General features: G+C 59.8%; 24 protein-coding genes. 6 read left to right on the top strand and 18 right to left on the bottom strand.

Annotated features, from left to right (window positions below; all coding sequences use genetic code 11):
* Nucleotides 1-55: 55 nt before the first annotated feature.
* The 17 genes from BM205_RS00550 to BM205_RS00465 all read right to left on the bottom strand — a co-directional run bounded on the left by BM205_RS00550 (nt 56) and on the right by BM205_RS00465 (nt 16066).
* Nucleotides 56-901: an SDR family oxidoreductase gene (locus tag BM205_RS00550; RefSeq protein ID WP_254783674.1), complete on the bottom strand. Its 846-nt coding sequence runs from the start codon at nt 899-901 to the stop codon at nt 56-58.
* A gap of 21 nt (nt 902-922) precedes the next feature.
* Complete coding sequence (locus BM205_RS00545; protein ID WP_092411736.1) at nt 923-2383, bottom strand: class I adenylate-forming enzyme family protein; 1461 nt, start codon at nt 2381-2383, stop codon at nt 923-925.
* 38 nt (nt 2384-2421) lie between these two features.
* On the bottom strand, nt 2422-3339 hold the full coding sequence (locus BM205_RS00540) for an alpha/beta hydrolase (protein ID WP_092411735.1): 918 nt from the start codon (nt 3337-3339) through the stop codon (nt 2422-2424).
* A gap of 5 nt (nt 3340-3344) precedes the next feature.
* Nucleotides 3345-4283: an enoyl-CoA hydratase/isomerase family protein gene (locus BM205_RS00535; protein WP_254783673.1), complete on the bottom strand. Its 939-nt coding sequence runs from the start codon at nt 4281-4283 to the stop codon at nt 3345-3347.
* Between the two features lie 153 nt (nt 4284-4436).
* Entirely contained in the window at nt 4437-5015 is a 579-nt protein-coding gene (locus BM205_RS00530; protein WP_254783672.1) for a TetR-like C-terminal domain-containing protein, read from the bottom strand.
* A 429-nt stretch (nt 5016-5444) separates the two neighbouring features.
* Nucleotides 5445-6269, bottom strand: coding sequence for an SDR family NAD(P)-dependent oxidoreductase (locus tag BM205_RS00525; protein ID WP_092411732.1), 825 nt, complete (start codon nt 6267-6269; stop codon nt 5445-5447).
* 74 nt (nt 6270-6343) lie between these two features.
* Nucleotides 6344-7342 carry an NADP-dependent oxidoreductase gene (locus BM205_RS00520; protein WP_092411731.1) on the bottom strand — a complete coding sequence of 333 codons (999 nt, stop codon included), beginning with the start codon at nt 7340-7342 and terminating at the stop codon, nt 6344-6346.
* A 192-nt stretch (nt 7343-7534) separates the two neighbouring features.
* Nucleotides 7535-8521 carry an acrylyl-CoA reductase (NADPH) gene (locus BM205_RS00515; protein WP_092411730.1) on the bottom strand — a complete coding sequence of 329 codons (987 nt, stop codon included), beginning with the start codon at nt 8519-8521 and terminating at the stop codon, nt 7535-7537.
* A gap of 54 nt (nt 8522-8575) precedes the next feature.
* On the bottom strand, nt 8576-9388 hold the full coding sequence (locus BM205_RS00510) for an oxidoreductase (RefSeq protein WP_092411729.1): 813 nt from the start codon (nt 9386-9388) through the stop codon (nt 8576-8578).
* Between the two features lie 83 nt (nt 9389-9471).
* Nucleotides 9472-10071, bottom strand: coding sequence for a TetR/AcrR family transcriptional regulator (locus BM205_RS00505; protein ID WP_092411728.1), 600 nt, complete (start codon nt 10069-10071; stop codon nt 9472-9474).
* A 531-nt stretch (nt 10072-10602) separates the two neighbouring features.
* Nucleotides 10603-10734 (bottom strand): hypothetical protein, encoded by a 132-nt coding sequence (locus tag BM205_RS24630; RefSeq protein ID WP_256381738.1) that lies wholly within the window; start codon nt 10732-10734, stop codon nt 10603-10605.
* A 288-nt stretch (nt 10735-11022) separates the two neighbouring features.
* Complete coding sequence (locus BM205_RS00495; RefSeq protein WP_092411726.1) at nt 11023-11592, bottom strand: hypothetical protein; 570 nt, start codon at nt 11590-11592, stop codon at nt 11023-11025.
* A 363-nt stretch (nt 11593-11955) separates the two neighbouring features.
* Nucleotides 11956-12963 (bottom strand): NADP-dependent oxidoreductase, encoded by a 1008-nt coding sequence (locus tag BM205_RS00485; protein ID WP_092411724.1) that lies wholly within the window; start codon nt 12961-12963, stop codon nt 11956-11958.
* Nucleotides 12964-13055: 92 nt separating this feature from the next.
* Nucleotides 13056-13469 (bottom strand): hypothetical protein, encoded by a 414-nt coding sequence (locus BM205_RS00480; RefSeq protein WP_092411723.1) that lies wholly within the window; start codon nt 13467-13469, stop codon nt 13056-13058.
* A 4-nt stretch (nt 13470-13473) separates the two neighbouring features.
* A complete protein-coding gene (locus BM205_RS00475) occupies nt 13474-14550 on the bottom strand; it encodes an alkene reductase (protein WP_092411722.1) in 1077 nt (358 codons plus the stop codon).
* 38 nt (nt 14551-14588) lie between these two features.
* Nucleotides 14589-15389, bottom strand: coding sequence for an SDR family NAD(P)-dependent oxidoreductase (locus BM205_RS00470; protein ID WP_092411721.1), 801 nt, complete (start codon nt 15387-15389; stop codon nt 14589-14591).
* A gap of 68 nt (nt 15390-15457) precedes the next feature.
* Nucleotides 15458-16066, bottom strand: a complete 609-nt coding sequence (locus tag BM205_RS00465) for a TetR/AcrR family transcriptional regulator (protein WP_092411720.1) — start codon at nt 16064-16066, stop codon at nt 15458-15460.
* Nucleotides 16067-16270: 204 nt separating this feature from the next.
* On the opposite strand from BM205_RS00465, the gene BM205_RS00460 reads away from it, so the two are divergent.
* Together BM205_RS00460 and BM205_RS00455 are read left to right on the top strand one after the other, a co-directional pair.
* Nucleotides 16271-16732, top strand: coding sequence for a (2Fe-2S)-binding protein (locus BM205_RS00460; protein WP_092411719.1), 462 nt, complete (start codon nt 16271-16273; stop codon nt 16730-16732).
* Nucleotides 16729-18984, top strand: a complete 2256-nt coding sequence (locus tag BM205_RS00455) for a xanthine dehydrogenase family protein molybdopterin-binding subunit (protein ID WP_092411718.1) — start codon at nt 16729-16731, stop codon at nt 18982-18984. The genes BM205_RS00460 and BM205_RS00455 overlap by 4 nt, the downstream gene beginning before the upstream one ends.
* 125 nt (nt 18985-19109) lie before the next feature.
* On the opposite strand, the gene BM205_RS00450 is transcribed toward BM205_RS00455, so the two are convergent.
* Nucleotides 19110-19577, bottom strand: a complete 468-nt coding sequence (locus BM205_RS00450; protein WP_092411717.1) for a MarR family winged helix-turn-helix transcriptional regulator — start codon at nt 19575-19577, stop codon at nt 19110-19112.
* 98 nt (nt 19578-19675) lie between these two features.
* Here BM205_RS00450 and BM205_RS00445 point away from each other — a divergent pair, with 98 nt between their 5' ends.
* The 4 genes from BM205_RS00445 (at nt 19676) to BM205_RS00430 (ending at nt 25147) form a co-directional block, all read left to right on the top strand.
* On the top strand, nt 19676-20509 hold the full coding sequence (locus BM205_RS00445) for a p-hydroxycinnamoyl CoA hydratase/lyase (protein ID WP_092411716.1): 834 nt from the start codon (nt 19676-19678) through the stop codon (nt 20507-20509).
* A 91-nt stretch (nt 20510-20600) separates the two neighbouring features.
* Complete coding sequence (locus tag BM205_RS00440) at nt 20601-22046, top strand: aldehyde dehydrogenase (RefSeq protein WP_092411715.1); 1446 nt, start codon at nt 20601-20603, stop codon at nt 22044-22046.
* A 12-nt stretch (nt 22047-22058) separates the two neighbouring features.
* Complete coding sequence (locus tag BM205_RS00435) at nt 22059-23936, top strand: feruloyl-CoA synthase (RefSeq protein WP_092411714.1); 1878 nt, start codon at nt 22059-22061, stop codon at nt 23934-23936.
* 41 nt (nt 23937-23977) lie between these two features.
* Nucleotides 23978-25147 (top strand): ABC transporter substrate-binding protein, encoded by a 1170-nt coding sequence (locus BM205_RS00430; protein ID WP_092411713.1) that lies wholly within the window; start codon nt 23978-23980, stop codon nt 25145-25147.
* The last annotated feature ends 10 nt before the right edge of the window (nt 25148-25157 follow it).

Genomic DNA, 25157 nt, shown 5'->3' with positions numbered 1-25157 from the left:
ATGAATTGCTCATTGGTGTGCTGTTGAAAATCCTTTTCCCGGATGAATTGGTGGGTCACAGCGCCAATTTCTGGACGATCCATCGCGTGAGTGCAGTCGGCGCGAAACGCGTCCCGAGCGACAGCAATCCGGCCTGAAGACCGACTGTCCAATGGGTCTTATGAATGAGTCTCCGGGTCGTCGCACATCTCCATACAGTGGCGGCGACGTCGGCAGGCGTCAGCCGGATGCCTAGCGATTTAGCGCTGCCGATGTGATCGAAGCCATCAGCCATCGCTGTCCGGACAAAACTGGGCCAGATATCGCTGACCCGGATGCCGATCCGGCTCCATTCAAGGTCCAGTCCTTCGGTAAATCCGCGCACGGCGAATTTGCACGCCGAGTAGGTCACCAACTCCGGCTGGCCATAGATTGCCGTGGCGGAGGCCATGTTGATCACTCGCGCACTAGGGGTCTGCCGCAGATAGCCAAAGGCGCGGTGGCAGCCGGCGATCATGCCCTCCACGTTCACACCCAGCATGGCACGGTGCTTGGCCAGCGGCACGCTTGCGAACGCACCGACGGTCAAGATGCCGGCATTATTGAGCAATACGTCGAGTCGCTGGCCGCTGTGCGCCCAGAAATGGGCCAGCGCCCGCTCCCACGCATCGGAATCACTCACATCGAGTGCACCGTGGACGGTGTTGCCCAGCCCCAGCGTTGCGGCGACTGCGGCCGCGCCATCCACGTTCAGATCGTACAAGCCGACAAACCAGCCGCGCCGGGCGAACAGTTCGGCGCAGGCGCGACCTATCCCGGACGCGGCGCCCGTTACGAAGATTGTTGGGCGCTGTCCCGGAGCGATTGCGGCCAACGGCACAGCCGGAATCGCTCCGGACATCGCAGTGATGTGAGGTTTCATGTCAATGGTCTTCGGAGCGTGTCATGCGTTTTGCTGTTTCAACATGGCGCGCAATTGCCGCTTGTCGATCTTGCCCACCGCGTTTTTAGGCAGGCTAGCTATCACGTGAATGGCCGCGGGCAGCTTGTAGCGCGTGAGCCGCGCGGCGCAATGCTCGTTCAATTCCGCAAGCGTGCCGCCCTGTCCGGCACGATAAGAGACATAGGCCACCACGATTTCGCCCAGCGTTTCGTGGGGTGCACCGATCACCGCCGTTTCCATTACACCGGGGAAGGAGGACAGCACATCCTCGATTTCCTTGGGGTAGATATTCTCGCCTCCGCGGATGATCATTTCCTTTATGCGCCCGACGATGGACAGGTAGCCGTCGGCATCGATGCGTCCGAGGTCGCCGGTGTGCAGCCAACCGTCAATGATGGTCTTTGCCGTTTCCTCCGGCTTACCCAAGTATCCGCGCATGACGTTCGGACCTTGCACCAGCACCTCCCCCGTCTCACCCGGCGGCAGATGGTGGCCGCTGGCATCTGCAATCGCGATGCGTTGGCCGATGAACGGCAGGCCCACAGTGCCAGCTTTGCGTGTGCCGTTAAAAGGATTGATGGTGGATGCACAGGTGCCTTCGGACAGGCCATAGCCTTCGACCACCGGGAAACCGTAACGCGCTTCGAAGTTGGGGAGCAATTCGGCCGGCGCCGGCGCCGCGCCGCAAATACCGTAGCGCAAGCTGGACGTATCTGGTTTCACTTGCTCCGGCAAAGCATTGAGCAGCGCATAGATGGTAGGCACGGCGGAAAAATACGTCGGTCGCAGCAGCTCGACATCGGAGAAGAACGTCTCGATGTCGAAGCGGCTGCGGATCGTTACCCGGCCGCCGGCCAGGAGTGGCGTCAGGATACTGGCCACGATGCCGTTGACGTGAAATAACGGCAGTACCAGCAGACAGTGATCGGCCGCTCCGATCTGCATCTCTTGACACGACATGTCCGCCATTGCTGCAATATTTGTCTGATCTAACATCACTCCCTTTGGCAGGCCGGTGGTGCCGCTGGTATAAATCAGCAACGCCAGGGCAGCGGGATCATCAACAGGCGCGTCGGCACAATGTCCCCCGTCATGAAGCGCGGCCGATGGAATGGATTGCACATGACTGACCACTGCAGCGCCACTGACGTTGATCAGTAGTTTGGCGCCGGAATCGTTCATTTGATGGGTTGCCTCCTGGGTCGTGAGGTTCGGATTGATCGGGGTTATTGCTGCACCCAGCCGCCAGGCAGCAAACATAGCCACGACAAATTCGATCTGATTGGGCAGCATGACGGCCACCACGTCCCCTGCGCCTACGCCGACGTCCGCGAAGACGCCAGCTGCCACCAACACCTTGGAATAGAACTCACTGTTGGACAAGCTGATCGTGGCATCCGCTATGCACGTCCCCTCTGGCGCCTGCGCCGCGCGTAGGTCTGGAAGTTTGGAAAATCGCATAATTACTCTCTCAAAAAAATATTGAACAGTCGCGTCGCTCAAGGTGCCGACGGCGTAAACAGGTGTCGCGCCAAAAATTCCGTCTGATCCGACACGGCCCGTTCAAAGTGCTCGCCCAGATAGAAGTCGAAGTGGCCACAGTCATAGAGTTTGATTTCGCCGCGCGGCGCGCGCCCAGCCATGGCAACAGTGCGCTCCGGTGGAGTCACGGTGTCGGTTCGGCTGACGCAAAACAAAATAGGCAGCTTGACTCTTGCCGCACGACGCCCTGGACGGTAACTGGCGATTTCCGGTATCACCCGAGCCGCCACACGGTTGATGAATGCCATCCCCTTGGGCATCAGGGCCAGATAACCCGGCAAGGCGTCATGAGCGTTCATCAACGCCGGCTGGCCAGGCAAGGCCGCGATCGGAACCATCACTGGCGGTCGCCCAAACAGTCGCGCCGCGAAGTCGCGCATGACCACTGGCGTGATCTGCAGCGAGGCCCGTACCCCCAGCGCCGCAGCCGATTCAAGTCCGTCGGTGAACGGACACTGGCTGACGGCTGCCAACAGTTCCGGGTGGCGACTGGCCACCTGGATTGCATGGCCACCGCCGAAGGAACTGCCCCAGATCGCAACGCGGCTGCCATCGATCTCTGGGCAAGCCTTGACGAAATCGAGCGCAGCATCCCAGTCCGCCAACTGGCGCCGGACCGACATCAACTGGCGCGGCGTACCGCCACTGTCGCCGAAATATCGATAGGTGAATGCCAGCGTGGCGATGCCCGCCGCGGCGAACCGTTCGGAATAAGCATCCAGCCGCATTTCACGCACGGCACCGAGGCCGTGCCCAAGCACCACTACAGGCGGCCGCTTGACCCCGACCGGCAGATACAGCCACGCGGAGCAGAACGCTTCGCCGGAACTGAAACGAATGTCGCGGCGGGTGAATTTATAAGGAGTCTGTGCCATGACGGTTATTTGATCGTACGGTGGCTTGTGAAGGGAAAATGTCCACTCTTCAGGGCATCGTCGTAGATGGCCGGGTCGTACAACGGCAAGTCGCCATCGCGCTCGGTGCGCTCCATGTATTCGATCATCAGCGCTTGCGCGTTTTCGCCCGGGAGTATGGTAAGGAACTCGGTGCGCTCAACGTGCAGCCCCTCTTCCAGCGACATCGAGCCACCCAGATACACACTACGCTTAATGGTGCCGACCGCATCACGCGGCCGCGCACCCAGGTAAAGGCCCATCTCCACGGCGCGCTCCAGCAGTGCATCTGGTGCCACCACCTCGTCGACCAGTCCAATATCCAGCGCCTTGGCGGGCGATACCGGCCGCCCTTCAAGCATCATCATTAGCGCACGATGGGCGCCAACCAGCCGCGTCAGGCGCTGTGTGCCCCCACCGCCCGGATGGATGCCAAGTAAGACTTCAGGCTGGCCAATGAAGAAATCGCCATCGGCCATCAGCCGCACGTCGCAGGCCTGCGCCAATTCACTGCCCAGCCCCAGCGCTGAGCCATTCAGGGCAGCGATGAAGATCACGCCGCATCGATTCATCCGCAAGAAGGTATCGTGCAGCTTGTCGAGCTCCATGGCGCCGCCCAACGGCGTGACGGATGCCACTTGGGCCACACCCGGCACGCGACGCACAACGGCGGCAGTGCGGGCCACCGCCGAAGCAATGCCGTGACCAATGGGCGGTATCGTGGTTCCCCCTTCTTGCAACCAGCGCACGTCGGCATGACCGATGAAGCGGCCCGGATGGGTCCCGGTCAGCACTACTGCCCTGACCGCGCGATCGGATTCCACTTCGTCCACCAGCGCCGCCAGTGCATCTGCCATCGCCAGTCCCATCAGCCCGTGCGGACCACCGTCCAGCCGCACGATCAAAACCGGGCCGCGAACCTCCACGTTCAGCCCGCCGGAACGGATCTGCTTGTTCTTCATGCTGTGTCTCCTCTTGGTACCTAATTACCGTTATAAATAACATCGTTATGCTAAAGCATAACACTGTTATTTTCCAATTTCAAGGCTGGATCTGCGTTATTTCAACGCGGTAGTTGCTTATTGGGTGAGGGCTTTACTGGTCTTGCTACGTTGGGTGCTTGCCCACATTGCCTTGGCGTCAGCTGCGGAGATGTCGGCCCGGCCGCGTTTCGTGCCCAAGCCGACAACCAAATTGATGCACATCGGCAATAAGATGTCGGAAGAAGGATCGGCCACATTGTCAAAGTGGCCGGCAAGATCGAGCATGATGAAGCCGTGTAAGGTGCTCCAGAACTGCAAGGCAATAAGATCGGGATCAGCCTGGCGCACGCACCTGGTATTCACTAACCGCACACAGCCATCATGCAAATAGGCATAGGCCTCTTGAAACGACGCCGACTGCCCACTCAATATGGGTCCCGCCTCGCCGCGTGAAGGACTGTATCGACCGTGGATCGACAGCCCGAACATCAGGTCATACAAATGCGGATTACTTCGCGCAAAGTCGTGGCAGGCCAGTGCCATTGCGCACAGATCGGCCATGGGATCAGCAGTCTCCGGCAGCCTGCCGAAAACGGCGGCCTGCCGACTGAAACCTTCGTCGGCCACCGCTTGCAGCAATTCGGGCACGCCGCCGAAATGGGTGTAGACGCCCATGGTGGATAGTTCTGCCTCGCTCGACACCGAACGCGCCTTTACTTCAGACGGGCCGCTCCTCGTGAGCAAACGAATGGCGGCTTCGACAAGGCGCCTGCGGGGGTCTGGGAGTGAACTATCAATGGTCATCAGGATTTAGAGTAATGCTATAACACTGTTATCATAACATGCCTCCCCCTGGTCAACGTGGTCCACACCCTAAAGATATTGTGCCGCTGCGACCGATCAGGGTGCCTCGATATGGGTTCAGCTCAACCACCCTGGCAAGCAGTCGGCCAAAGGTCTGAATTAGAGCGTCCGGAATTCGTTTACCTCCTCGTGGCGCCGTTGCACACCGGCAAAAAAACGACGACTTACGTTGTCGTAATCTTCCTTGAGTTTTCGAGCTGGCTCCGCTTCGAGGTTCTCTTTGATAATTGCCCGCTTCTATCAAGTCCCTCTTCGCGCTGGCAGCACGAACCGCGGCTTGCCTAGCACTTGAGTCGCAACCCGCGACGCGAACCGCCGCGTCAAGAAGCGCACACCGAAGCACGACAGCTTATTGAACAGGCCGGGCACAACCGTACGCGATCCGCGCAGCATCGCGCGGATCGCGGCGTGCGCCACGAACTCCGCGCTTTTCGTCGACGCGTTCGCAATCCACGAGTAGTCGCCCCCGCCGGACGCGGCGTGGAACGCGGTTTCGGTGCCGCCAGGGCAGATGCAGGTCACCGATAGCGGCGTGCTGCGGTGCTCGTCATGGAGGCCCTCGCTGAAGTTGCGGACGAACGCCTTCGACGCGGCGTACAGCGCCATGTTCGGCACTGACTGGTACGCGCCGGTCGACGCGATGTTCACCATGTGCGCAGGCTCGGTGCTTGCCTTGCGCGCGTCGACGAAGTACCGCGCGAGCTGGACGAGCGAGGTCATGTTGAGTTGGACGAGCTCTGCGTCGCGCGCCCAGTCAACCTCGTCGAACCGGCGGAAATAGCCGAATCCGGCGTTATTGATCAGGATGTCGATCGGGCCACCGGCGATCGCGGCGTCCCACAGCGCGCGCGCCGCATCGGGCCTGCCGAGATCTGCGGTGACAATCTCGACTTTCACTCCCTTGCAGGTCGCGGCGACCGCATCAAGTGCGTCGCGGCGCCGCGCCGTCAGCACGAGATCAACGCCGAGCGCCGCGAGCTCACGCGCGATTGCCGCGCCAATGCCGCTGGATGCTCCGGTCACCAGCGCGCGTTTGCCAATGTTGGCGGTTGTGTATGTACTCAAATCGTTCTCCTTATCGTGTAAAAAATGACGCTAGCTAGGTTATTCGGGGACTTTGCGGTTGCTGATCGCCTCTATCACATCTTGATGACGACCTTGCCCCTGGAACGCCCCTGGGCAAGGTATCCAAGGGCGTCCTTTGCTTGCTCGAATGGAAACACCTTGTCGATCACCGGCCGGATGCTCTCTCTCTCGAGGAGTTCGCCGATTTTGGCGAGTTGATCGCCATCGGGACGCACGAACAAAAATGAGTAAGTGACTTCCCGCTTTTTCGCCAGGCGCATGATCTTGCGGCTCATCAAGCCGAACACGAACGTCAGGAAGAAGTTCAGCCGTCGAGCGCGAGCGAATGCCGCGTCCAGTGGCCCGACCAGAGATACTATCGTGCCCCGCGGCTTGAGGATATTGATGGCTTTCTCTAACGCGTCACCCCTGACCGTGCCAAGCACCGCGTCGTAGCCTCGTAGCACTTTCTCGAACTCCTGCTTCTTGTAGTCGACCACCTCGTCTGCGCCAAGGCTGCTCACCAGTTCGACGTTGCCCGTGCTGGTGGTCGTTCCCACCTTGGCGCCCAGGTGTTTTGCCAGCTGAATCGCAAACGTGCCAATACCGCCGGAGCCTGCCGGGATGAACACTTTTTGACCGGCCCGAAGATTGGCGCGTTCCTTCAGCGCTTGCCACGAGGTGAGCCCAACCATCGGGATCGATGCCGCCTGCACGAAGTCCAGGTTGGCCGGCTTCATCGCGGCAGCGCTCTCCGGTACCACCGCGAACTCGGCGATCGAGCCCGTACCCAGGTCGAAGATGCTGGCGAAGACTGCATCGCCGGGTCTGAAGCGAGTCACGCTGCTGCCGACCTCCGTCACCACGCCGGCCAGATCGCTGCCCAGCGTAGCCGGAAGCTGGAACCGAACGACGGGTTTGAAGACGCCGGTGGGGATTATGTTGTCGATCGGGTTCACGCCCGCAGCGTGGACCTGAACCAGCAGTTCGTTGGGCTTGAGCGTTGGGCGGGGAACGTCCGAGATCCCGATGCCGGGCGACTTGCCATAGCGTTTGAAGGTGAGTGCTTTCATGGTTTTCCTTGTTACTGACGTAGTTAGGTTTGTGAATAGCGTGGCATGGCACGCCGGTAGGTGCAGTCTTTTCTCAATGGCTGGATTGCCTGATATGCGTAACATGCAAGAGCGCCAGGGCAAAGAAAACAAGTGCGGACAGCCTCGCCACGCTGCGAATGCTCATGTTCACAGGAAGAGACCTCTGCGTACTCATGCGTTGACGTCAACAACGGTACGGCCCTGGACTTTTCCTGCGAACAATCGCTCAATGACTGCGTGCACCTCGGTAAGGCCGACCACATGTGTCGTTCGCGCGAGCTTGTCCAAATCCAGGTCCCGCGCCAACCGTGACCAAGCCTCGATGCGCACCTGTTGGGGTGCATTGACCGAATCGATGCCGGCCAGCGTCACATTGCGCAGGATGAAAGGCAGCACCGAGGCCGGAAGATCCATGCCCTGGGCCAGACCGCAAGCGGTGACCACGCCTCGATACTTTGTCTGTGCCAACACGTTGGCCAGCGTGTGGCTGCCGACCGAGTCGACGGCGCCGGCCCACCTTTCATTGGCGATCGGCGCCCCTGACTTCGAAAGCGTCCGGCGATCAATGATGTCGGCTGCCCCCAGGCTGCGCAGATAGTCGCTTTCCTCCATTCGCCCTGTGGAGGCAACGACCCGGTAACCGAGACCGGACAGGAGGGCGATGGCGATGGAACCGACGCCGCCATTGGCGCCCGTCACGAGAACGTCGCCATGCTGGGGCGTGAGCCCGCCATGCTCAAGCGCCAGCACCGACAGCATCGCCGTGTACCCCGCCGTTCCGATGGCCATCGCGTCTTTGGTGGACAAGGCTGCAGGGAGCTTGACCAGCCACTCACCTTTCACGCGCGCCTGCTGCGCATAGCCACCGTGATGGGTTTGGCTTAAGCCCCAGCCATTGGCGACGACGCGGTCGCCAGCAGCTATGCCGGGGTAGGAAGAAGTCTTGACTGTGCCGGCGAAGTCGATACCGGGAATCAACGGGAACTGGCGAATTACCTCCGCGCGGCCGGTGATGGCTATCGCGTCCTTGTAGTTCACTGTGGAGTAATCGACGTCGACCACGACGTCCCCGGGCATGAGGTCCGGTTCACTCAGCGAAACCACGCTGGTGGTGATCTTGTCACCTGTCTTGCTGGCGAGCAGTGCTTGGAATGTCATCGTCTTCTTTCAGATAGAGTGTTATTTAAAACGGAGTGCGAAACGGCTAGCCGCCTATGCGTCGAGCCGAAGGTCTTTGCGCACTCCGGCGTCCAGCACGCTGGCGGGCGCAAACCTGCGCAGCAGGCGCAGGCGGCTGGCCATGCCGGGGGCGTAGCGGGTCTTGGGCTGCGCGGCGGTGGCCGCCTTCAACACGATGTCGGCCACCACCTGAGGTCCGTCTGCGCCCGCGATTCCTTCCTTGAGCCGCTGCTCCATGCCCGCGCGAATTTCGCGGTACATGTCCAGCGGTGTATCGGGCTGCATTAGATTCGCTTCGAACGGCGTGTTGATATAGGGCGGCTCCACCACCGAGACGCGAATGCCCTGCGTGCGCAACTCATGGTCTAGCGATTCCGAATAGCCGGCGACGGCGTGCTTGGTGGCGGAGTACAGCGCCATATAAGGTGCGGGTAAGAACCCCACCACGGAGCCGATGTTGATGATGCGACCACTCCCCTGGCGACGCATATGCGGTACGAAGGACCGGATCATCCGTACCATGCCGAAGAAGTTGGTGTCGAAGATAGCCTGGGCCTGCGCAATCGAACTATCTTCCGCGCCGGCTGGAGCGACTCCGAAGCCGGCGTTGTTGACCAGCAGATCGATGCGGCCTTCCAGCTGCATCAGCTGCCGGACTACGGCGTCGACCGATTCGTCGCTGGTTACATCCAAGGCCAGCATTTGAAACGGTCGCTGGCCCGCCTGCCCGCCGCGCCGGCTGGTGCCGTATACCTTGTAGCCAGCGTTCGCCAGCCGTTGCGCAGTGGCTTCGCCTATGCCCGAGGAGGCCCCAGTTACGAGGGCCACTTTATTCTTGATGCTCATACTGTTTTTCCTTCAGTGCTTGACATTTGCATGATGATCATCATATTTTTGTGGGAGCGAAAAATCAATGGATTTAAGTGGCGTCAGGCGATGGGCAGGTGCTTCAAGGCAGCCGCGCGCAGGCTGTCGGATAACGCAGGCTCGTCGGCGACACGGGCCAACAGCAAGGTGCCGACCATGGTGGCGACGGTCACGAGGGAGCGTTCGTGGACATCTGGCCGCCCCCAATCTGGCAACTGGCGGGCAACAAGATCGACCATTTCCTTGATGTACCGGGTGTTCACGCGCCGGACTTCGGACGCTTGGCGCGCGGTTTCCGAGCCCAGCGCAACCAGGGGACATCCCCGCTCCACCTGCTCCAGATTTTCTCGCGAGAGGTAGGCGTGGAACATGTAGGTCAAAGCCTGTTCTGGGGGCACGCTGGCAACCCCGTCTGCCGCTGCGGCCGCCGACTCCGTACAGGCCCGCCCCGCTGCTTCCGCCAGCATGGCTTCGCGCGAGGCAAAGTGGGCGTAGAAGGCGCCATGGGTCAGGCCGGCCTCCTTCATGATGTCGGCGACTCCGGTTCCATCGTAGCCGCTGCGACGGATCGCCCGCGCAGCAGCGGACACGATACGCTCGTGTGAGGCTTCCTTGGCTGCCGTTCTGGTGGTGGGTTTCGTATTTCGCATGATGGTCATCATACACTGTTTCAAAAAAATGTGCAGTGATGTTTTGGGCGAAACCATCCGCTTGGGTGCGATTTTTTTGGTCAGATGCTTTGCGGATCATGCTCCGGCTCGCGTTAACCAGAAGTCCACGACTCGCTTAGGCTTGATATCAGGAATGATGAGGGGGCGTTCACAATACGAAATAACGGCGGGGTTGACCGGTACAGGGTTCATGTTGGACATCGCGCAAGGGGACAACTTGGAATTCGTCCAGCAGGGAGAAAAGCAATGAACACGCCCGAACCGACAGTTCGCAATGCCGCGCGCCTGGCCTACAAGGCGTTGCACACCTCGCTGCTCCCATTAACGATAGCGAGTAGCAACTTTATTGGCCTGTTAGCATCCACGGGTGTTCACAAGCCATATTCCTTCTCAGCTACCCCCCCTAAAGATGCTAACTGCGGCGACTTCCTTCTACTAACTCGGACTCTCGTAACAACAAACTTGCCAACCAAAACGCAGTGGCCGATTCCACCACACATAATGTCCGAAAGTGGATATTTATTATCGGTTCACCGTCGAATATTCGACTGCGATGGAGACGTCGCCGGGCATGAGTTCTTGCTCATTCATTTCGACCACGCTGGCCGAAGTCATTGCGCCGGACTTTGATGCCAGCAGTGCTTTGAATGACATTTTTGTTTCTCCTTATTCGCCTACCCGAACTATTTCTCAAGATAATGTTCTTATTTTTTGCTAGGCTGCAAGTACTCCGTCAATCCTTGGAACCACAGCACCTCAACAAAATCGCCACTGATTGCGAGATCTTTTTTATGCAAAGCTGCCAGAAAGGCATCTTTGCTATTTTCCGTGAAAATCAGCACCGTGGATCAAATTCGAGTCAGCGCCAACATGCTCGGATTTGATTTCTTCTGAGCGACGGGAATCGACAGATAAATTTTCCCGATCAGTAATTATGAAGGGTTAACTATGGATCCCAAGTCTCGAGCATCTGAACAGGTGTCTTCGGTATTCATGTGCCTCCAACTGCTTAGCGTGCAACTCGCGCAAGAAATCGACTTCGGCCTTACGATGCTTCCATCCGACCAGTGTTCCGCAAGGGAATAAGGCATGATGAGCATCGATCGGAATGAAGTCGGGAAATTCTTTCCCTTGTCGGTGCTGGTTCTCGCTCTTTGTCATGAGGACAGTTTCCTCTCGTTTGAGGAAGAATTCAAAAAACTCATCTAATGGCATCGGTTCAGCGCGCTCGAAAAACAGCGCCCGTACGGTGCTGGCACGATTGTCTCTGCGTCCGCGTTGTATTTGTCCCGTCGGACGTTTAAATTCATTCTTGGAAAAGACGTCGAGCGCATCGCTTGTGATACCTATAACGCGCCAGGACCATGGTTGCGAACCCATTAAACCCGTGAGCATTCGTGTCGCATCAGCTTTGGTAAACGCCTTTGGAAATTTCTTGAACGTATCGAACTGGGCAGCGTAAATCGAATGGAGAGCTTTTCGTAGCTCCTGGTCGTTATGTATGCTTTCCATATTTCCTCTATCTTCCGGCGCCCAACCAGTACAGCACAAATTTTGTACGTACCCTTTTGGCTATATGCTAACGATGCCTGTGACCGTTATAGCTGCCAATTTCACCGCCTCCCTACGCGCGGCGGCTCTTCTTGCCTGATCGAGCAGGCTGTACCCCTTGGACGAATCCTTGACTCGAGCAATAAATTCGACTCTGCCGGCGGACTCAATTCCATTTATCAAGCATGTGTATGAGCCACTCGCCGCTACTCGTTCCATTGCGTTTTCCGCTCCAGCTACTTATCAACGGCAACAATGGCGCCATCCGGTCCACGCCGAGCGGCGTGGCATTCGGTTCACATGATGGGGTATATGAAGATGCGGTCACGTGCTGACCATCTGTACGACGACCTTCCCCTTGGCTCGACCCGTTTCGAGATACGCAAGCCCCTCCTTCACCTGAACAAACGGAAATACCTTATCAATTACCGGACGGATATGCGATGCGTCGAGAAGCTCACCGATTTTTGCAAGTTGGCGGCCGTCTGGGCGCATAAACAGGAATGAATAGCTGGCATCATGCTTTTTCGCGAGGCGAATGATCTTACTGCTCAGCAGACCGAACACGAACCTCATCAAGAAATTCATTCCACGCGCGCGCGCGAAGGCAGCATCCGGCGGACCGATGAGCGAGACGACATTGCTTCCGGGCTTCACAGTCTGCAGTGCCTTTTTGAGCCCATCTCCCCTGATCGTGCCCAGCACGGCGTCATAACCGCGCAGCACATCCTCAAATTCCTGTTTCTTGTAATCGACCACCTCATCAGCGCCAAGGCTACGTACCAGATCCACGTTACCCGTACTGGTGGTCGTCCCTACCTTGGCGCCGAGGTGTTTCGCCAACTGGATAGCGAAGGTGCCGATGCCGCCCGCCCCCGCCGGAACAAACACCTTTTGTCCCGGCTTAATCCGCGCACGCTCATTGAATGCCTGCCATGATGTGAGTCCGACCATCGGGATCGAGGCAGCCTGCACAAAGTCCAGATTTGCTGGTTTATGGGCAGCTGCATGCTCAGGTACCGCGGCAAATTCAGCGAGGCTGCCGGTACCCAGATCGAAGATACTGGCGAAAACGGCATCACCCACCCTAAAACGGCTGACGCGGCTTCCCACTTCCACTACGACACCGGCCAGATCACTCCCCATCGTGGCCGGCAGTTGAAACTTGAGGATAGGCTTAAACGTTCCTTTTGGAATCATGTAATCAATAGGATTGAGGCCGACGGCGTGAACCTGGACCAGAATTTCGTCCGGCTTGATCGCAGGCCGAGGAATGTCGGCGAACACAACCTGATCGGCCCCACCGTAACGTTTCAAGATCAGTGCATTCATGTGTACCTTCTTTGTTTTCGTTAAATACGTCTGCTGTTCGAGTACTCGCGGAGAGATTATCCAATTCCTCAAAGCAGGCAGTTATTGCTGATTTAGGCTTTCCTGCGCCGATGGCTGGTATCCGACACCGCGGGGTGGCTGCACCCCACATACAGGAACGCGAGTGTGAGTGCGGCTTCGATGAAAACCGCTATCAGGATTCTGGGGGTGGCGTTCCCCACTTCAAACTCCAGCAACCCCAATACCGCGAGCATGAAGCAGGCAACCACAACACCTTTGATCAATGCTGATCGGGCCGTTGACGGCTCAGTATTTCTGGCTGAGAAGAACATGACGGCGACGCCCGCATACAACGCGGCCGCACGCCGGCTGACCAGCCCGGCTGAAGGTGTGAATTCAACGCCCCAATCTGACAACAGAAGATCGGGCGCCAACATCCAGGTGAGCGCCAACGCTGAGAAAACCAGCGCAGACAAGATCGCGAGACCACGGAAGCTGAGTTTCATAGGCTTAGCCTGCGAGCGCCGGATAGTCGGTATAGCCCTGCGGTCCTGGCGTATAGAACGTGCTGGGGTCGGGAGTGTTCAGCGGCGCGTTTTGGCGCAGGCGCTCAACCAGGTCGGGGTTAGCCAAAAAGGCCCGGCCCATCGCTATCAGATCCGCGTGGCCCTCATTCAGCGCTTGCTGCGCGCTATCTTTGTCGAATCCGCCGGCAAGGATGAACGGGCCGCTGAACGCGGCTCGCAGGTCGGCCTTCAGCTTGGCTGGAACCTGCGGCGCGCCTATCGCCGAGTGATCCAGGACGTGGACGTACATGAGACCTAGTGTGGACAGCTCCTGCACCAGCGCCATATACTGCTCATACACATCCGCGAACGGTCCGGTGGCGTTGAAAACCCCATACGGCGACAGGCGGATGCCGACTCGTTCGGCGCCGATCTCCTTGGTGGTAGCGCGGACGACTTCCAGCACGAACCGGTTACGTTCTTCTGGGGTGCCGCCGTAACCATCGGTTCGACGGTTGACATTGGGATTCAGGAATTGCTCGAGCAAATAGCCGTTAGCGGCATGCAGTTCGATGCCGTCGAAACCGGCAACGATGGCCAGGCGAGCGGCGCTTGCAAACTCGTGGATCGCAGCCGCAATGTCGGCATCGGTCATCTCGCGTGGCGCCGTGTGCAGCTGGCTGCCGTGGCCATCGGTCCACATCTCGCCAGGGCATGTGTCGGATGACGGGCCCAGTACCTCGGCCCCGTCCGGCAGGTTTGCCTGATGGCTCACGCGCCCGGTATGCATCAGCTGCACGACGATCTTGCCGCCCTTGGCGTGGACGGCATCCGTCACCAGTTTCCAGCCTTGTACGTGCGCGTCATTGAATAAACCCGGTATGCGCGCGTAGCCCAAACCGTTTGGCGATGGCGAGGTGCCTTCGGTAATGATGAGGCCGGCGCCGGCGCGCTGGGAGTAATAGGTGGCCATCAGACTGTTCGGCGTGTTGTTGTCGACGGCACGACTGCGAGTGAGCGGAGACATCACAGCCCGATTGCTGAGATTGGCGGCACCCAGAGAGAAGGCTTCAAATATCATTTTTGGTAATCCTTTAAAAGGGCATTTGGTTTACAAAATCAGGCCGGTAGAAGGCGCGGCGCGACCTTGCCGGTTTGTGAAGTAGCGAAGAGCGCAAGGCGGGCAGATTCAAAGCGCTCGATCACTTCCGTGTCAGCCACCGACGGCCAGCTAATGTTTTCGCCTTTATCGAGCGCGGACAAGGCCGCGTCCACCAGGTCCTCCGTCGACATGACGGACTCTGGAGCAAGAGCTGCCAGGGGCACGCCGGACCTATCCCAAACCTCTGTGGCCGTGGCTGCGGGGAGCACGACCTGCACCCTCACACCGGTATTGGCTAGTTCTTGCTGAAGTCCGCGGCTGAACGCCAGAACGAACGCTTTGCTTCCGCTGTACACGGAACTGATTGGCAAGGAGTTCACCGCCAATACAGAGGAAACATTGATGATCAGTCCTTCATTGCGCGACTTCAGCCCAGGTAGGACTGCATGTGTCAAGCGCGTCAGGGCTGTGATGTTCAGCGCGATCTGAGACAAAGAGTCCTGTAAGGGGCCGTCTGAGATTGGAGCGAGTCGTGCGATGCCAGCATTGTTCACCAAGACACTGACCGCCGAATTATTGGAGAGAAATTGCTCGATGCTAGCCTGACCAGCCTCCGTTTCAAGGTCGGCGATCATTGGCGCTACCTTCACGCCGTGCGTCCTTGCGATCTTGGCCGCTAGCGATTGCAAGCGCTCCGTACGTCGCGCAATAAGCACTAGGTCATAGCCCCGTTTAGCCAAGCGATCGGCATAGACCGCGCCGATACCCGACGACGCACCGGTTACAACTGCAATTTTTTGAGAAGAAGTAGACATCATTAATCCTTTATGTTGAAGTTTATATGACGATCATCATATTAAAGTGCAAAAAAAAACTGCCGACAGACTCAAGCGGCAGCCGGTGTAAATTGTTTCAGTGCAGCTGCGCACAGCGCTGCGGATAACTTAGGGTCATCGACGGCACGGGCGATTATGGTTGTGCCTACCAAGGCGCAGACCAGCGCCATCGCTTGCTCGTGCGCATGCGCCTGACCCCAATTGGGCATCTGGCGGGCGAATAGATCAATCATTTCCTTGATGTGAACAGTCGCGGCACGCCGCACTTCCGGTGCCTGGCGCGGCATTTCCGAGCCCAGCGCCGAGACCGGACAACCAGTCTCGATGGCCTCTATATGCTCCGACGACAAATAAGCCTGCATCATGACATGCAGCGCTTGCCCGGGAGGCGCTGCCGCCGCCACGCGCGCGGCCAACGCGACTGATTCAGCCCCAGCACGGTCCCCTGCCTCGGCCAGCAAAGCGTCGCGCGATTCGAAATGGGCATAGAAGCCACCGTGTGTCAGGCCCGCTTCCTTCATGATGTCGGCTACGCCAGTACCGCCGTAGCCGCTGCGGCGGATGGCGCGCGCAGCCACCTCCACGATACGTTCGTGCGTGGCTTCTTTGCGGCCGACGGCGGTGTGCTTTGTAGATTTCGTTTTCATTATGGTCATCATATACCATTTTGAATTAATGTGCACGCACACCGATTCGGAAAGGACAGTCGCCGCAGCGTCGACATCGTTCTGCTGGATCATACCCACGCTGACTAGCGGCAATACCAACGCACCGACTATCATGATTGCAGAAAAAGCATCTGATATGATCCTTGCAGATAGTATTTGATTCCTCACATTCTTTCTCCACCTTCCGGAGGCAATTTGTTCAAGCTCAATATTAACGGCGACGACAAGGTAGTCGATGTAGAACCTGACACCCCCCTGCTCTGGGTGCTGCGCGACACGCTCGGTATGACCGGCACCAAATTCGGCTGCGGCATTGCCGCCTGCGGCGCCTGCACCGTGCACATCGACGGTCAGGCCACGCGTTCCTGTGTCATGCCTGTCGCCGCGCTGGAAGGCAAACGTGTCACCACCATCGAGGCGCTGGCAGGGAAAGAATTGCACCCGGTGCAACAGGCGTGGATTGCGCACCAGGTGCCGCAATGCGGTTATTGTCAAAGCGGCATGATCATGGCGGTCGAGGCTATGCTGCGGCAGAATCCACTTCCCAGCGATACCGACATCGACGCCACTATGACCAACATTTGCCGTTGCGGCACCTATCCACGCGTGCGCCAGGCGATCCACGCACTCATCGCCGGCGAAGGAACTAAATCATGACGCTCGCCAATCCTGGACGTCGCCGTTTGCTGATAGCCGGCGCCGTTGTCGGCGGCGGCCTGCTCATCGGCTACGGCCTGCGCGATCGTAACCGGCTCACGCCACCTTCTGGCCTTACTCATGGCGACCATGAGTTTGTGCTCAATGGCTGGATCAAGATCGGCGTCGATGGCATCGTCACGGTCATCGTGCCGAATCAAGAGATGGGGCAAGGCATCTACACTGCGCTGCCGATGCTCGCTGCGGAGGAACTCGACGCCGACTGGAGCCTGGTCCGTGCCGAACAGGCTTCTGTCGACAAGATCTACGGCAACTACGTCATACTCGGCGACGCTTTGCCGGCCAAACCGGAAGACCACGGAGCAATGGCAACGACGCTGCGCTGGGTCGGATTCAAGCTCGGCGAAGGCATCGGCTATGTGATGACCGGTGGCTCGAGTTCGGTGCGCTCTGCCTGGGATCCGATGCGGCTGGCCGGTGCTTCGGCACGCGAAATGCTGGTGGCAACGGCAGCCAAGCGTTGGGCGGTGGACGTTGCGCAATGCAGCACGCACGCCGGCCGTGTGATGCATGCGGCCAGCGGCCGCAGTTTCGGTTACGGCGAACTGGCGAGCGAGGCGGCTCAGATAACGCCTCCCACTCATCCGCGCCTCAAGACACGTCAGGAATATACGCTGATCGGCAAGCCGACACCGCGCCTGGACGTACGCGCCAAGGTCGACGGCAGCGCAGTGTTCGGTATCGACGTACGTTTGCCAAACATGCTCTATGCCGCCGTTGCGCAGTGTCCGGCAATCGGAGGCACGGTCAAGAGCTTTGATACGGCAGCTATTGCAAAGCTGCCAGGCTTCAAAGCCGTGGTGGCGATTCCGCATGGCGTTGCGGTGGTGGCGGACAGTTACTGGCGCGCGAAATCGGCGTTGCAACAGCTGCCTATCGTCTGGGACGAAGGCGCTAACGCAACGCTCGATTCGAACACGATTCTGGCGCGATATGCGCAGGAACTGGAACATGGCAAAGCCAATGTTTACCACGCCAGCGGCGACGTCGACGCCGGGTTGCAGCAAGCCGCCAAGGTGGTTGAAGCAAGCTACCAGGTGCCGTTCCTCGCGCACGCGACAATGGAACCCATGAACTGCACCGCGCTCGTCAAGGATGGCGCCTGTGAAGTCTGGGCGCCGAACCAGGCGCCGTCGATCATGCGCATGATCGCAGCGCGTATCACCGGCATCGCCAGTGAGCTTGTCACGGTGCACACACCTTTCCTTGGCGGCGGTTTCGGTCGCCGCGCCGAATTCGACTATGTGATCCAGGCCGTCACCGTCGCCCACGCCATGCCGGGCGTACCGGTGAAAGTGGTCTGGTCGCGCGAGGAAGACATCCAGCACGACATGTATCGCCCCGCCGTCATGGCGAAATTCCGCGCCGGACTCGATACGGCAGGCAAGCCCGTGGCCTGGTTCAATCGGATTGTTGGAGCCTCGGTGACCCGCTCGCTGATGGACCGCCTGCTGCCATGGGGCGGCATGGACTTCCCCCCGGACAAAACCAACGCCGAGGGCGCTGCGGATTTGCCCTACGCATTTCCACATCAGCGGGTCGAGCATGTGCTAGCCAATACACCGGTACCGGTCGGCTTCTGGCGCAGCGTCGGCCATTCCTATAACGCTTTTTTCACGGAAAGCTTTATCGACGAGTTAGCCGTTGCAGCCGGGCAGGATCCGTACAGTTTCCGCCGCACCTTGCTGACAGATTCGCCACGTCATCTCAAGGTACTCGATACAGCGGCAACGCGTGCCGGCTGGGGCACGGCGTTACCGCCCGGCCGGAGTCGCGGCATTGCGCTGCATGAGTCGTTTCATACAGTGGTGGCCCAGGTTGCGGAGATTTCCGTCTCGCCAAGCGGCGAGATTACCGTGCATCGCGTCGTCTGCGCCGTCGACTGCGGCATGGCGATCAACCCGGACACGGTCGCCGCGCAAATGGAGGGCGCGATAATTTTCGGGCTTACCGCAGCACTTTACGGCGAAATCACGTTCGCCAAAGGACGTGTCGAACAAAGTAATTTCCCCAGCTACGACATGCTGCGCCTGGCGCAGACGCCGCTAATCGAAACGCACATCGTGGATAGTGACGCGGCCTTGGGCGGCGTGGGGGAACCAGGTACGCCGCCAATTGCGCCCGCGGTGGCTAACGCGGTGTTTGCTGCAACCGGAAAGCGTTTGAGGAAACTACCGTTACGTCTGATTTAAAACGGTCTTTGGAAAGGCGGGGTAATACGTGATGCACTTCTACCCTGCCCGCCCACCCACCTGCGACCGGCTCAAGACAATTTTCGGTATCACGGGCCTCAAGTACCAGACGCCGGGATTAACCCTCAAATTCCTTCGAGGCTAAGCGCACGCACCGCGGCGCGCAGCTGTGCGTGCAACTGTGCACGCTCCTCATCGCGCAGGTCCGGGAACATGAACTGCTCCACCTCCCTCACCTTGGCATCGCATTCCCGCAGGATCGCCTGGCCTTCATCGGTCAGGCTAATCTGGATGACGCGTCCGTGCGAAGGGTCCGGCCTGCGTTCTATCCAGCCTTTCGCCTCCATCGCCTTCACCATTTCATTGGCCGACTGTGGCGAAATCATGGTGCGCACGGCCAGTTGCGCGTTCGACAGCGAGCCCAGCGTGCGGAACACCGACAGCGCCGTGTACTGGGGCACAGTCAGTCCGGTCGGCGCCAGGCTGTCGCGCAAGCGCTTGTTCAATACGTGGTCCAGGCGGCCCACCAGATAGGCCAGTCCTAACGGCTTTTGAGCATCGGAAACAGGCTGTAATAAATTTTTCTTAATCATAAAAAATCATCTTGTAAAGCGTGGCAGTTAGGCTTAGTATAAGGCTTGTATCAGGTAACCTGATAACAAATTTACTTTTACTTTCAGGGAGACATTGTATGTCCAAATACGAAGCGCGCTGGCAAACTGTCAAGGTCGATGTAGAAAACGGTATCGGCTGGATCACCCTCAACCGCCCCGAAAAACGCAACGCGATGAGTCCCACCCTCAACCGCGAAATGATCGATGTGCTGGAAACGCTGGAACTCGACAGCGATGCTCAGGTCATCGTGCTGACCGGCGCCGGCGAAGCCTGGTCCGCCGGCATGGATTTGAAAGAATACTTCCGCGAAACCGACGGCCAGCCGGAGATCACGCAAGAGCGCATTCGCCGCGACTGCTCGCAGTGGCAATGGAAGCTGCTGCGCATGTACAGCAAGGCCACCATAGCGATGGTTAACGGCTGGTGCTTCGGCGGTGCGTTCTCGCCACTGGTCGCCTGCGATCTGGCCATCGCCGCCGACGACGCGGTGTTTGGGCTGTCCGAGATCAACTGGGGCATCCCGCCAGGCAACCTGGTCAGCAAGGCGGTCGCCGATACCATGGGCCACCGCGAGGCACTTTACTACGTCATGACCGGCGAAACCTTCACCGGCGTGCAAGCAGCGCAAATGGGACTGATCAACAAGAGCGTGCCGAAAGAGCAGTTGCGCAGCGCCGTCGTGGCGCTGGCCAAGACGCTGCTGGAAAAGAATCCCGTGGTGCTGCGCTATGCGAAGCAGGGATTCAAGCGCGCCCGCGAATTGACCTGGGAACAGGGCGAAGACTACCTGTACGCCAAGACCGACCAGTCCAACTACCGCGATCCGGAAAAAGGCCGCAAGGAAGGCCTGAAGCAATTCCTCGATGACAAAACCATCAAACCAGGCCTCCAGACTTACAAGCGCAGTTGAAGCACCCTCTACAATAAGAATTGTGACAGCAGCGGCTGCCGCCATCCCCCGATGGCGACAGCCATTATCCAATCAACAGACGAGACCTCTGATGTTTATTACCGATCTGCTCAGTGACGGGGCATCGCACCCCGCATCCAATAACGCCGTATTCGAGCGCTGCAATCCTGCCACCGGCGAGGTGGCTACGCGCGCCGCCGCGGCCCAGCCGGACGACGTCGACAAGGCGATCCTGGCGGCCCGACTGGCCTTCCCGGCCTGGGCCGCGATGTCGCCCGGCGCCCGCCGAGCGCTGCTGCAAAAGGCGGCCGACGTGATGGAGAAATATCGTGGCGAATTCGTCGCGCGCGGCATCGCCGAAGCGGGCGGTAGCCCGGCCTGGTACCAATTCAACGTGACCCTGGCCGCCAACATGCTGCGCGAAGCCGCCTCAATGACGACCCAGATCAGCGGCGAACTCATTCCATCCGATATGCCGGGCTCACTGGCGATGGGCGTGCGCCAGCCATGCGGCGTGGTGGTCGGCATCGCGCCGTGGAATGCACCGGTGATCCTCGGCACCCGCGCGCTGGCGATGCCGCTCGCTTGCGGCAATACCGTCATCCTGAAGGCATCGGAAATATGTCCTGCGCTGCACCGGCTGATCGGTAGCGTATTCGAAGAAGCCGGCTTCCCGCCGGGCGTGGTCAACGTCATCACCAACGCGCCACAGGACGCGGCGCAAATAGTCGAACGCCTGATCGCGCATCCGGCTGTGCGGCGCGTCAATTTCACCGGCTCGACCCATGTCGGGCGCATCATCGCCCAGCAGTGCGCCAAGCACCTCAAGCCAGTGCTGCTTGAGCTCGGCGGCAAGAATCCCATCGTGGTACTCGACGATGCCGACCTCGACGCCGCCGTCGAAGGCGCCGCCTTCAGCGCCTTCTTCAACCAAGGGCAGATTTGCATGTCGGCCGACCGCATCCTGCTCGACCGCAAGATCGCGCCAGCCTTCCTCGAAAAATTCGCCGCCAAGACCGCAACCTTGAGAGCGGCGGCATCGGATGCCCCGCTGTCCGGCATGGTGGATCCGGCCGCGGCGGCGCGCGTGGCCAAGCTGGTGTCCGATGCCCAGGAGCATGGCGCGAGCGTAATGCAATCCTCCGCCGTCGTGACGGGCAACATCATGCAGCCGGCGATCGTCGACGGCATCACGCCCGACATGGCGATCTACCGGGAAGAGTCGTTCGGCCCGGTCGTCTCGATACTGCGCTTCGATACCGACGAGGAAGCGATCCGGCTGGCTAACGACAGCGAATACGGGCTGTCGTCGGCGGTGTTCAGCCGCGACATCGGCCGCGCGATGGCGGTGGCGCAGCGCATCGAATCGGGCATCTGCCATATCAACGGGCCGACCGTGCATGACGAGGCGCAGATGCCGTTCGGCGGCGTCAAGGGCAGCGGTTACGGGCGCTTCGGCGGCAAGGCGGCGATCGCCGAATTCACCGATCTGCGCTGGATCACGATCCAGACCACGCCGCGCCACTACCCCATCTGAACGGAAATTGAGATGAATGAACCGCAGACAACAGCCCCTCCGGGCGAGGTGTTAATAAAGCGCCGTCCGGTCAATCTCGGTAATCCCGAGGTTGCCGCGTATCAGGTCGACGGAGTCTGGCATGTGGACGCCATCACGCCGCTGGGCGCCTTTCCACCGCGTTTCACCGACCGCCTGGTGCAAGGCGCGCATGCGCATCCGGAGCGTACCCTGGTGGCGTGTCGCGGCGCCGACGGTGGCTGGATACGGCTCTCCTACGCCGATATGCTCGGTCGGGCCCGGCGCATAGGCCAGGCGCTGCTCGATCGCGGGCTGTCGGCAGAGCGCCCGCTGGTCATCTTGTCGGGCAACGACCTGCAGCATTTCCAGCTCGTGCTCGGCGCCATGTATGCCGGCATTCCGTATGCGCCACTCTCCCCCGCCTACTCGCTGATTGCCACCGATTATGGCAAGCTGCAGGAACTGATCGCCAGGCTCACTCCCGGCGCCGTCTATGCCTCAGACGGCACCGCGTTCAGCCGTGCGCTGGCCGCCGTGCTGCCGGACGACGCGGAGCTCATCCTTGACCAGGGCGACGTTGCCGACCGCCACGCCAGCCGCTTTGCCAGCTTGCTTGAAACGGCGCCGGCCGGCGTCGACCAGGCCAATGCCTGCGTCGGTCCGGATACCATCGCCAAATTTCTGTTTACCTCCGGCTCGACCAAAAACCCGAAGGCGGTCGTCACGACCCATCGCATGTTGTGCAGCAATCAGCAGATGCTGCTGCAGACCTTCCCCTTCATGGCGGACGAAGCGCCGGTGCTGCTCGACTGGCTACCATGGAACCATACCTTCGGCGGCAGCCACAACGTCGGCATCGCGCTCTACAACGGCGGCACGCTCTACCTCGACGACGGCAAGCCGACGCCGGGTGACTTCGCACTCACCCTGCGCAACCTGGCCGAGATCGCCCCTACCGTCTACTTCAACATTCCGAAAGGTTGGGAGATGCTCACCGAGGCGCTGGAACTGGATGCGTCGCTGCGCGCCACCTTCTTTTCGCGCGTCAAGCTATTCTTCTGTGCAGGCGCCGGCCTGTCGCAGGCGGCCTGGGACAAGCTCGATGCGATAGCGGTGGAGCATTGCGGCGAGTCGATACGGATCATGACCGGGCTGGGCATGACCGAGACTTCGCCGTCCTGCACCTTCGGCACTGGTTCCATCGTGAAGGCGGGCTATGTCGGCGTACCGGCGCCCGGCTGCCGGGTCAAGCTGGTTCCCCTCGGTGAGAAGATGGAAGCGCGCTTTCATGGCCCGCATGTGATGCCCGGATACTGGCGCGCGCCCGACCTGACGGCGCAAGCGTTCGACCGAGATGGCTATTACCGCACCGGCGACGCGCTGCGCTTCGTCGATGCCAGCCGTCCCGAACTGGGTTTCATGTTCGACGGACGCATCGCCGAAGACTTTAAGCTCAGCACCGGTACCTTCGTCAGCGTCGGCCCCTTGCGCGCCAGGGTGATCAGCCAGGGCGCCCCCTACGTGCTGGAAGCCGTGGTGACCGGCATCAATCGCAATGCCATCGGCCTGCTGCTGTTTCCACGCCTGGAAAACTGCCATGCGCTATCTGGCCTGCCGGCCGGCGCCAGTGCCGCACAAGTGCTGGCCAGCATGCCCGTGCGCGCCTTCTTCCAGCGCCTGCTCACCGGCTTGAATGCTGACGCCAGCGGGTCCTCGACCCGCATCGAACGGCTTTTGCTGCTTGAAGAGCCGCCATCGATCGACCAGCGCGAGCTGACCGACAAAGGCTCCGTCAACCAGGCCGCCGTGCTGACGCGGCGCGCCGCAGTAGTCGAGGCGCTGCACGACGGCACGCAGGCGCAAACAATTTTTGCAACACAGCTGGAATAGGTACCGAAGTACCCAGGCACCATAACTATAAAGGAGACCGTATGAAAATGAAGACATTGGCCGGTATCGCTATGGTCGCTGCCCTGCCTCTGGCAAGCAGCTACGTCCAGGCGCAAGAGACGATACGCATCGGCGTCATCGCTGCCCTCACCGGTCCGTTTGCCAACACCGGCAAGCCCTTCGAGGATGGCATCAAGACCTACTTGCAACAGTACGGCGACCGCGTGGCCGGCAAGAAGATTGAAGTCATTTACCGCGACGACGGCGGCACCAACGCCGATATGTCCAAGCGCGCGGCGCAGGAACTGATCGGGCGCGACAAGGTGAGCTTCCTGATCGGCTTTTCGCTGACGCCTAGCGCGCTGGCCGTCGCCCCCATCGCCACCCAGGCCAAGATCCCGATGATCGTGATGAACGCTGTCACCACCGGTATCACCGCGAAATCACCGTACATGCTACGCACCGGCATGACGATGCAGCAGATGACCGAGCCCTTCGGTACCTGGACGGCAAAAAACAAGGTCAGCAAGGTCTACACCCTGGTCAGCGACTACAGTACCGGCATAGATGCCGAAGCGCGCTTCATCAAGGGCTTTACCGCGGGTGGCGGCAAGATCGTGGGCTCGTCCCGCGTGCCGCTGGCCAATCCGGACTATTCGCCCTTCGTGCAGCGCGTCAAGGATGAAAAGCCGGATGCGCTGTTCTTCTTCGCGCCCGGCGCGGAAGACGGCATCGGCGTGCTCAAGGCCTTCAGCGACAAGGGCCTGGACAAGGCGGGCATCAAGTTCCTGGGTGTCGGCGATATGACCAGCGACTCCCCTACCCTGGACTCGCTGGGCGATCGCGCACTCGGCGCTATCACGGTGCTGAACTACTCGACCGCGCTCGACAACGAGGCGAACAAGACCTTCCTGAAGGCCTACGCTGCCGCCAACCCCAACCGTCCGCCGGCCACCTTCGTCGCCGTGACCGCCTATGACACCATGGGCATGATCGCCGAGACCATCCGCAAGCTGAATGGCAACATGAGCGGCGACGCAGCGATCCAGGTGCTGTCGAACATGAAGTGGGCTAGTCCGCGCGGCCCTATAAGCATCGATCCCGCAAGCCGCGACATCGTGCAGAATATGTACATCCGCGAAGTCAAGAGAGTCAACGGCAAGCTGGTCAATCAGCCTGTCGGCGTCCTCAAGGATGTCATGCCGAACTAAATCCCCCGCA

Source organism: Collimonas sp. OK307, from assembly GCF_900113705.1.
In the GTDB taxonomy this organism is placed as follows: Bacteria; Pseudomonadota; Gammaproteobacteria; order Burkholderiales; family Burkholderiaceae_D; genus Collimonas.
This window is presented reverse-complemented; position numbering and strand designations above follow the sequence as displayed.

Excerpts from the sequence above, each read along its gene's own strand:
- BM205_RS24630 (WP_256381738.1), bottom strand. The coding sequence starts at position 10,734 with ATGTCATTCAAAGCACTGCTGGCATCAAAGTCCGGCGCAATGACTTCG.
- BM205_RS00550 (WP_254783674.1), bottom strand. The coding sequence starts at position 901 with ATGAAACCTCACATCACTGCGATGTCCGGAGCGATTCCGGCTGTGCCG.
- BM205_RS00455 (WP_092411718.1), top strand. The coding sequence starts at position 16,729 with ATGACGCTCGCCAATCCTGGACGTCGCCGTTTGCTGATAGCCGGCGCC.
- BM205_RS00480 (WP_092411723.1), bottom strand. The coding sequence starts at position 13,469 with ATGAAACTCAGCTTCCGTGGTCTCGCGATCTTGTCTGCGCTGGTTTTC.
- BM205_RS00520 (WP_092411731.1), bottom strand. The coding sequence starts at position 7,342 with ATGAAAGCACTCACCTTCAAACGCTATGGCAAGTCGCCCGGCATCGGG.
- BM205_RS00515 (WP_092411730.1), bottom strand. The coding sequence starts at position 8,521 with ATGACATTCCAAGCACTGCTCGCCAGCAAGACAGGTGACAAGATCACC.
- BM205_RS00505 (WP_092411728.1), bottom strand. The coding sequence starts at position 10,071 with ATGATGACCATCATGCGAAATACGAAACCCACCACCAGAACGGCAGCC.
- BM205_RS00475 (WP_092411722.1), bottom strand. The coding sequence starts at position 14,550 with ATGATATTTGAAGCCTTCTCTCTGGGTGCCGCCAATCTCAGCAATCGG.
- BM205_RS00435 (WP_092411714.1), top strand. The coding sequence starts at position 22,059 with ATGAATGAACCGCAGACAACAGCCCCTCCGGGCGAGGTGTTAATAAAG.
- BM205_RS00450 (WP_092411717.1), bottom strand. The coding sequence starts at position 19,577 with ATGATTAAGAAAAATTTATTACAGCCTGTTTCCGATGCTCAAAAGCCG.
- BM205_RS00540 (WP_092411735.1), bottom strand. The coding sequence starts at position 3,339 with ATGGCACAGACTCCTTATAAATTCACCCGCCGCGACATTCGTTTCAGT.
- BM205_RS00430 (WP_092411713.1), top strand. The coding sequence starts at position 23,978 with ATGAAAATGAAGACATTGGCCGGTATCGCTATGGTCGCTGCCCTGCCT.
- BM205_RS00470 (WP_092411721.1), bottom strand. The coding sequence starts at position 15,389 with ATGATGTCTACTTCTTCTCAAAAAATTGCAGTTGTAACCGGTGCGTCG.
- BM205_RS00440 (WP_092411715.1), top strand. The coding sequence starts at position 20,601 with ATGTTTATTACCGATCTGCTCAGTGACGGGGCATCGCACCCCGCATCC.
- BM205_RS00510 (WP_092411729.1), bottom strand. The coding sequence starts at position 9,388 with ATGAGCATCAAGAATAAAGTGGCCCTCGTAACTGGGGCCTCCTCGGGC.
- BM205_RS00445 (WP_092411716.1), top strand. The coding sequence starts at position 19,676 with ATGTCCAAATACGAAGCGCGCTGGCAAACTGTCAAGGTCGATGTAGAA.
- BM205_RS00495 (WP_092411726.1), bottom strand. The coding sequence starts at position 11,592 with ATGGAAAGCATACATAACGACCAGGAGCTACGAAAAGCTCTCCATTCG.
- BM205_RS00485 (WP_092411724.1), bottom strand. The coding sequence starts at position 12,963 with ATGAATGCACTGATCTTGAAACGTTACGGTGGGGCCGATCAGGTTGTG.
- BM205_RS00465 (WP_092411720.1), bottom strand. The coding sequence starts at position 16,066 with ATGATGACCATAATGAAAACGAAATCTACAAAGCACACCGCCGTCGGC.
- BM205_RS00530 (WP_254783672.1), bottom strand. The coding sequence starts at position 5,015 with ATGGGCGTCTACACCCATTTCGGCGGCGTGCCCGAATTGCTGCAAGCG.
- BM205_RS00545 (WP_092411736.1), bottom strand. The coding sequence starts at position 2,383 with ATGCGATTTTCCAAACTTCCAGACCTACGCGCGGCGCAGGCGCCAGAG.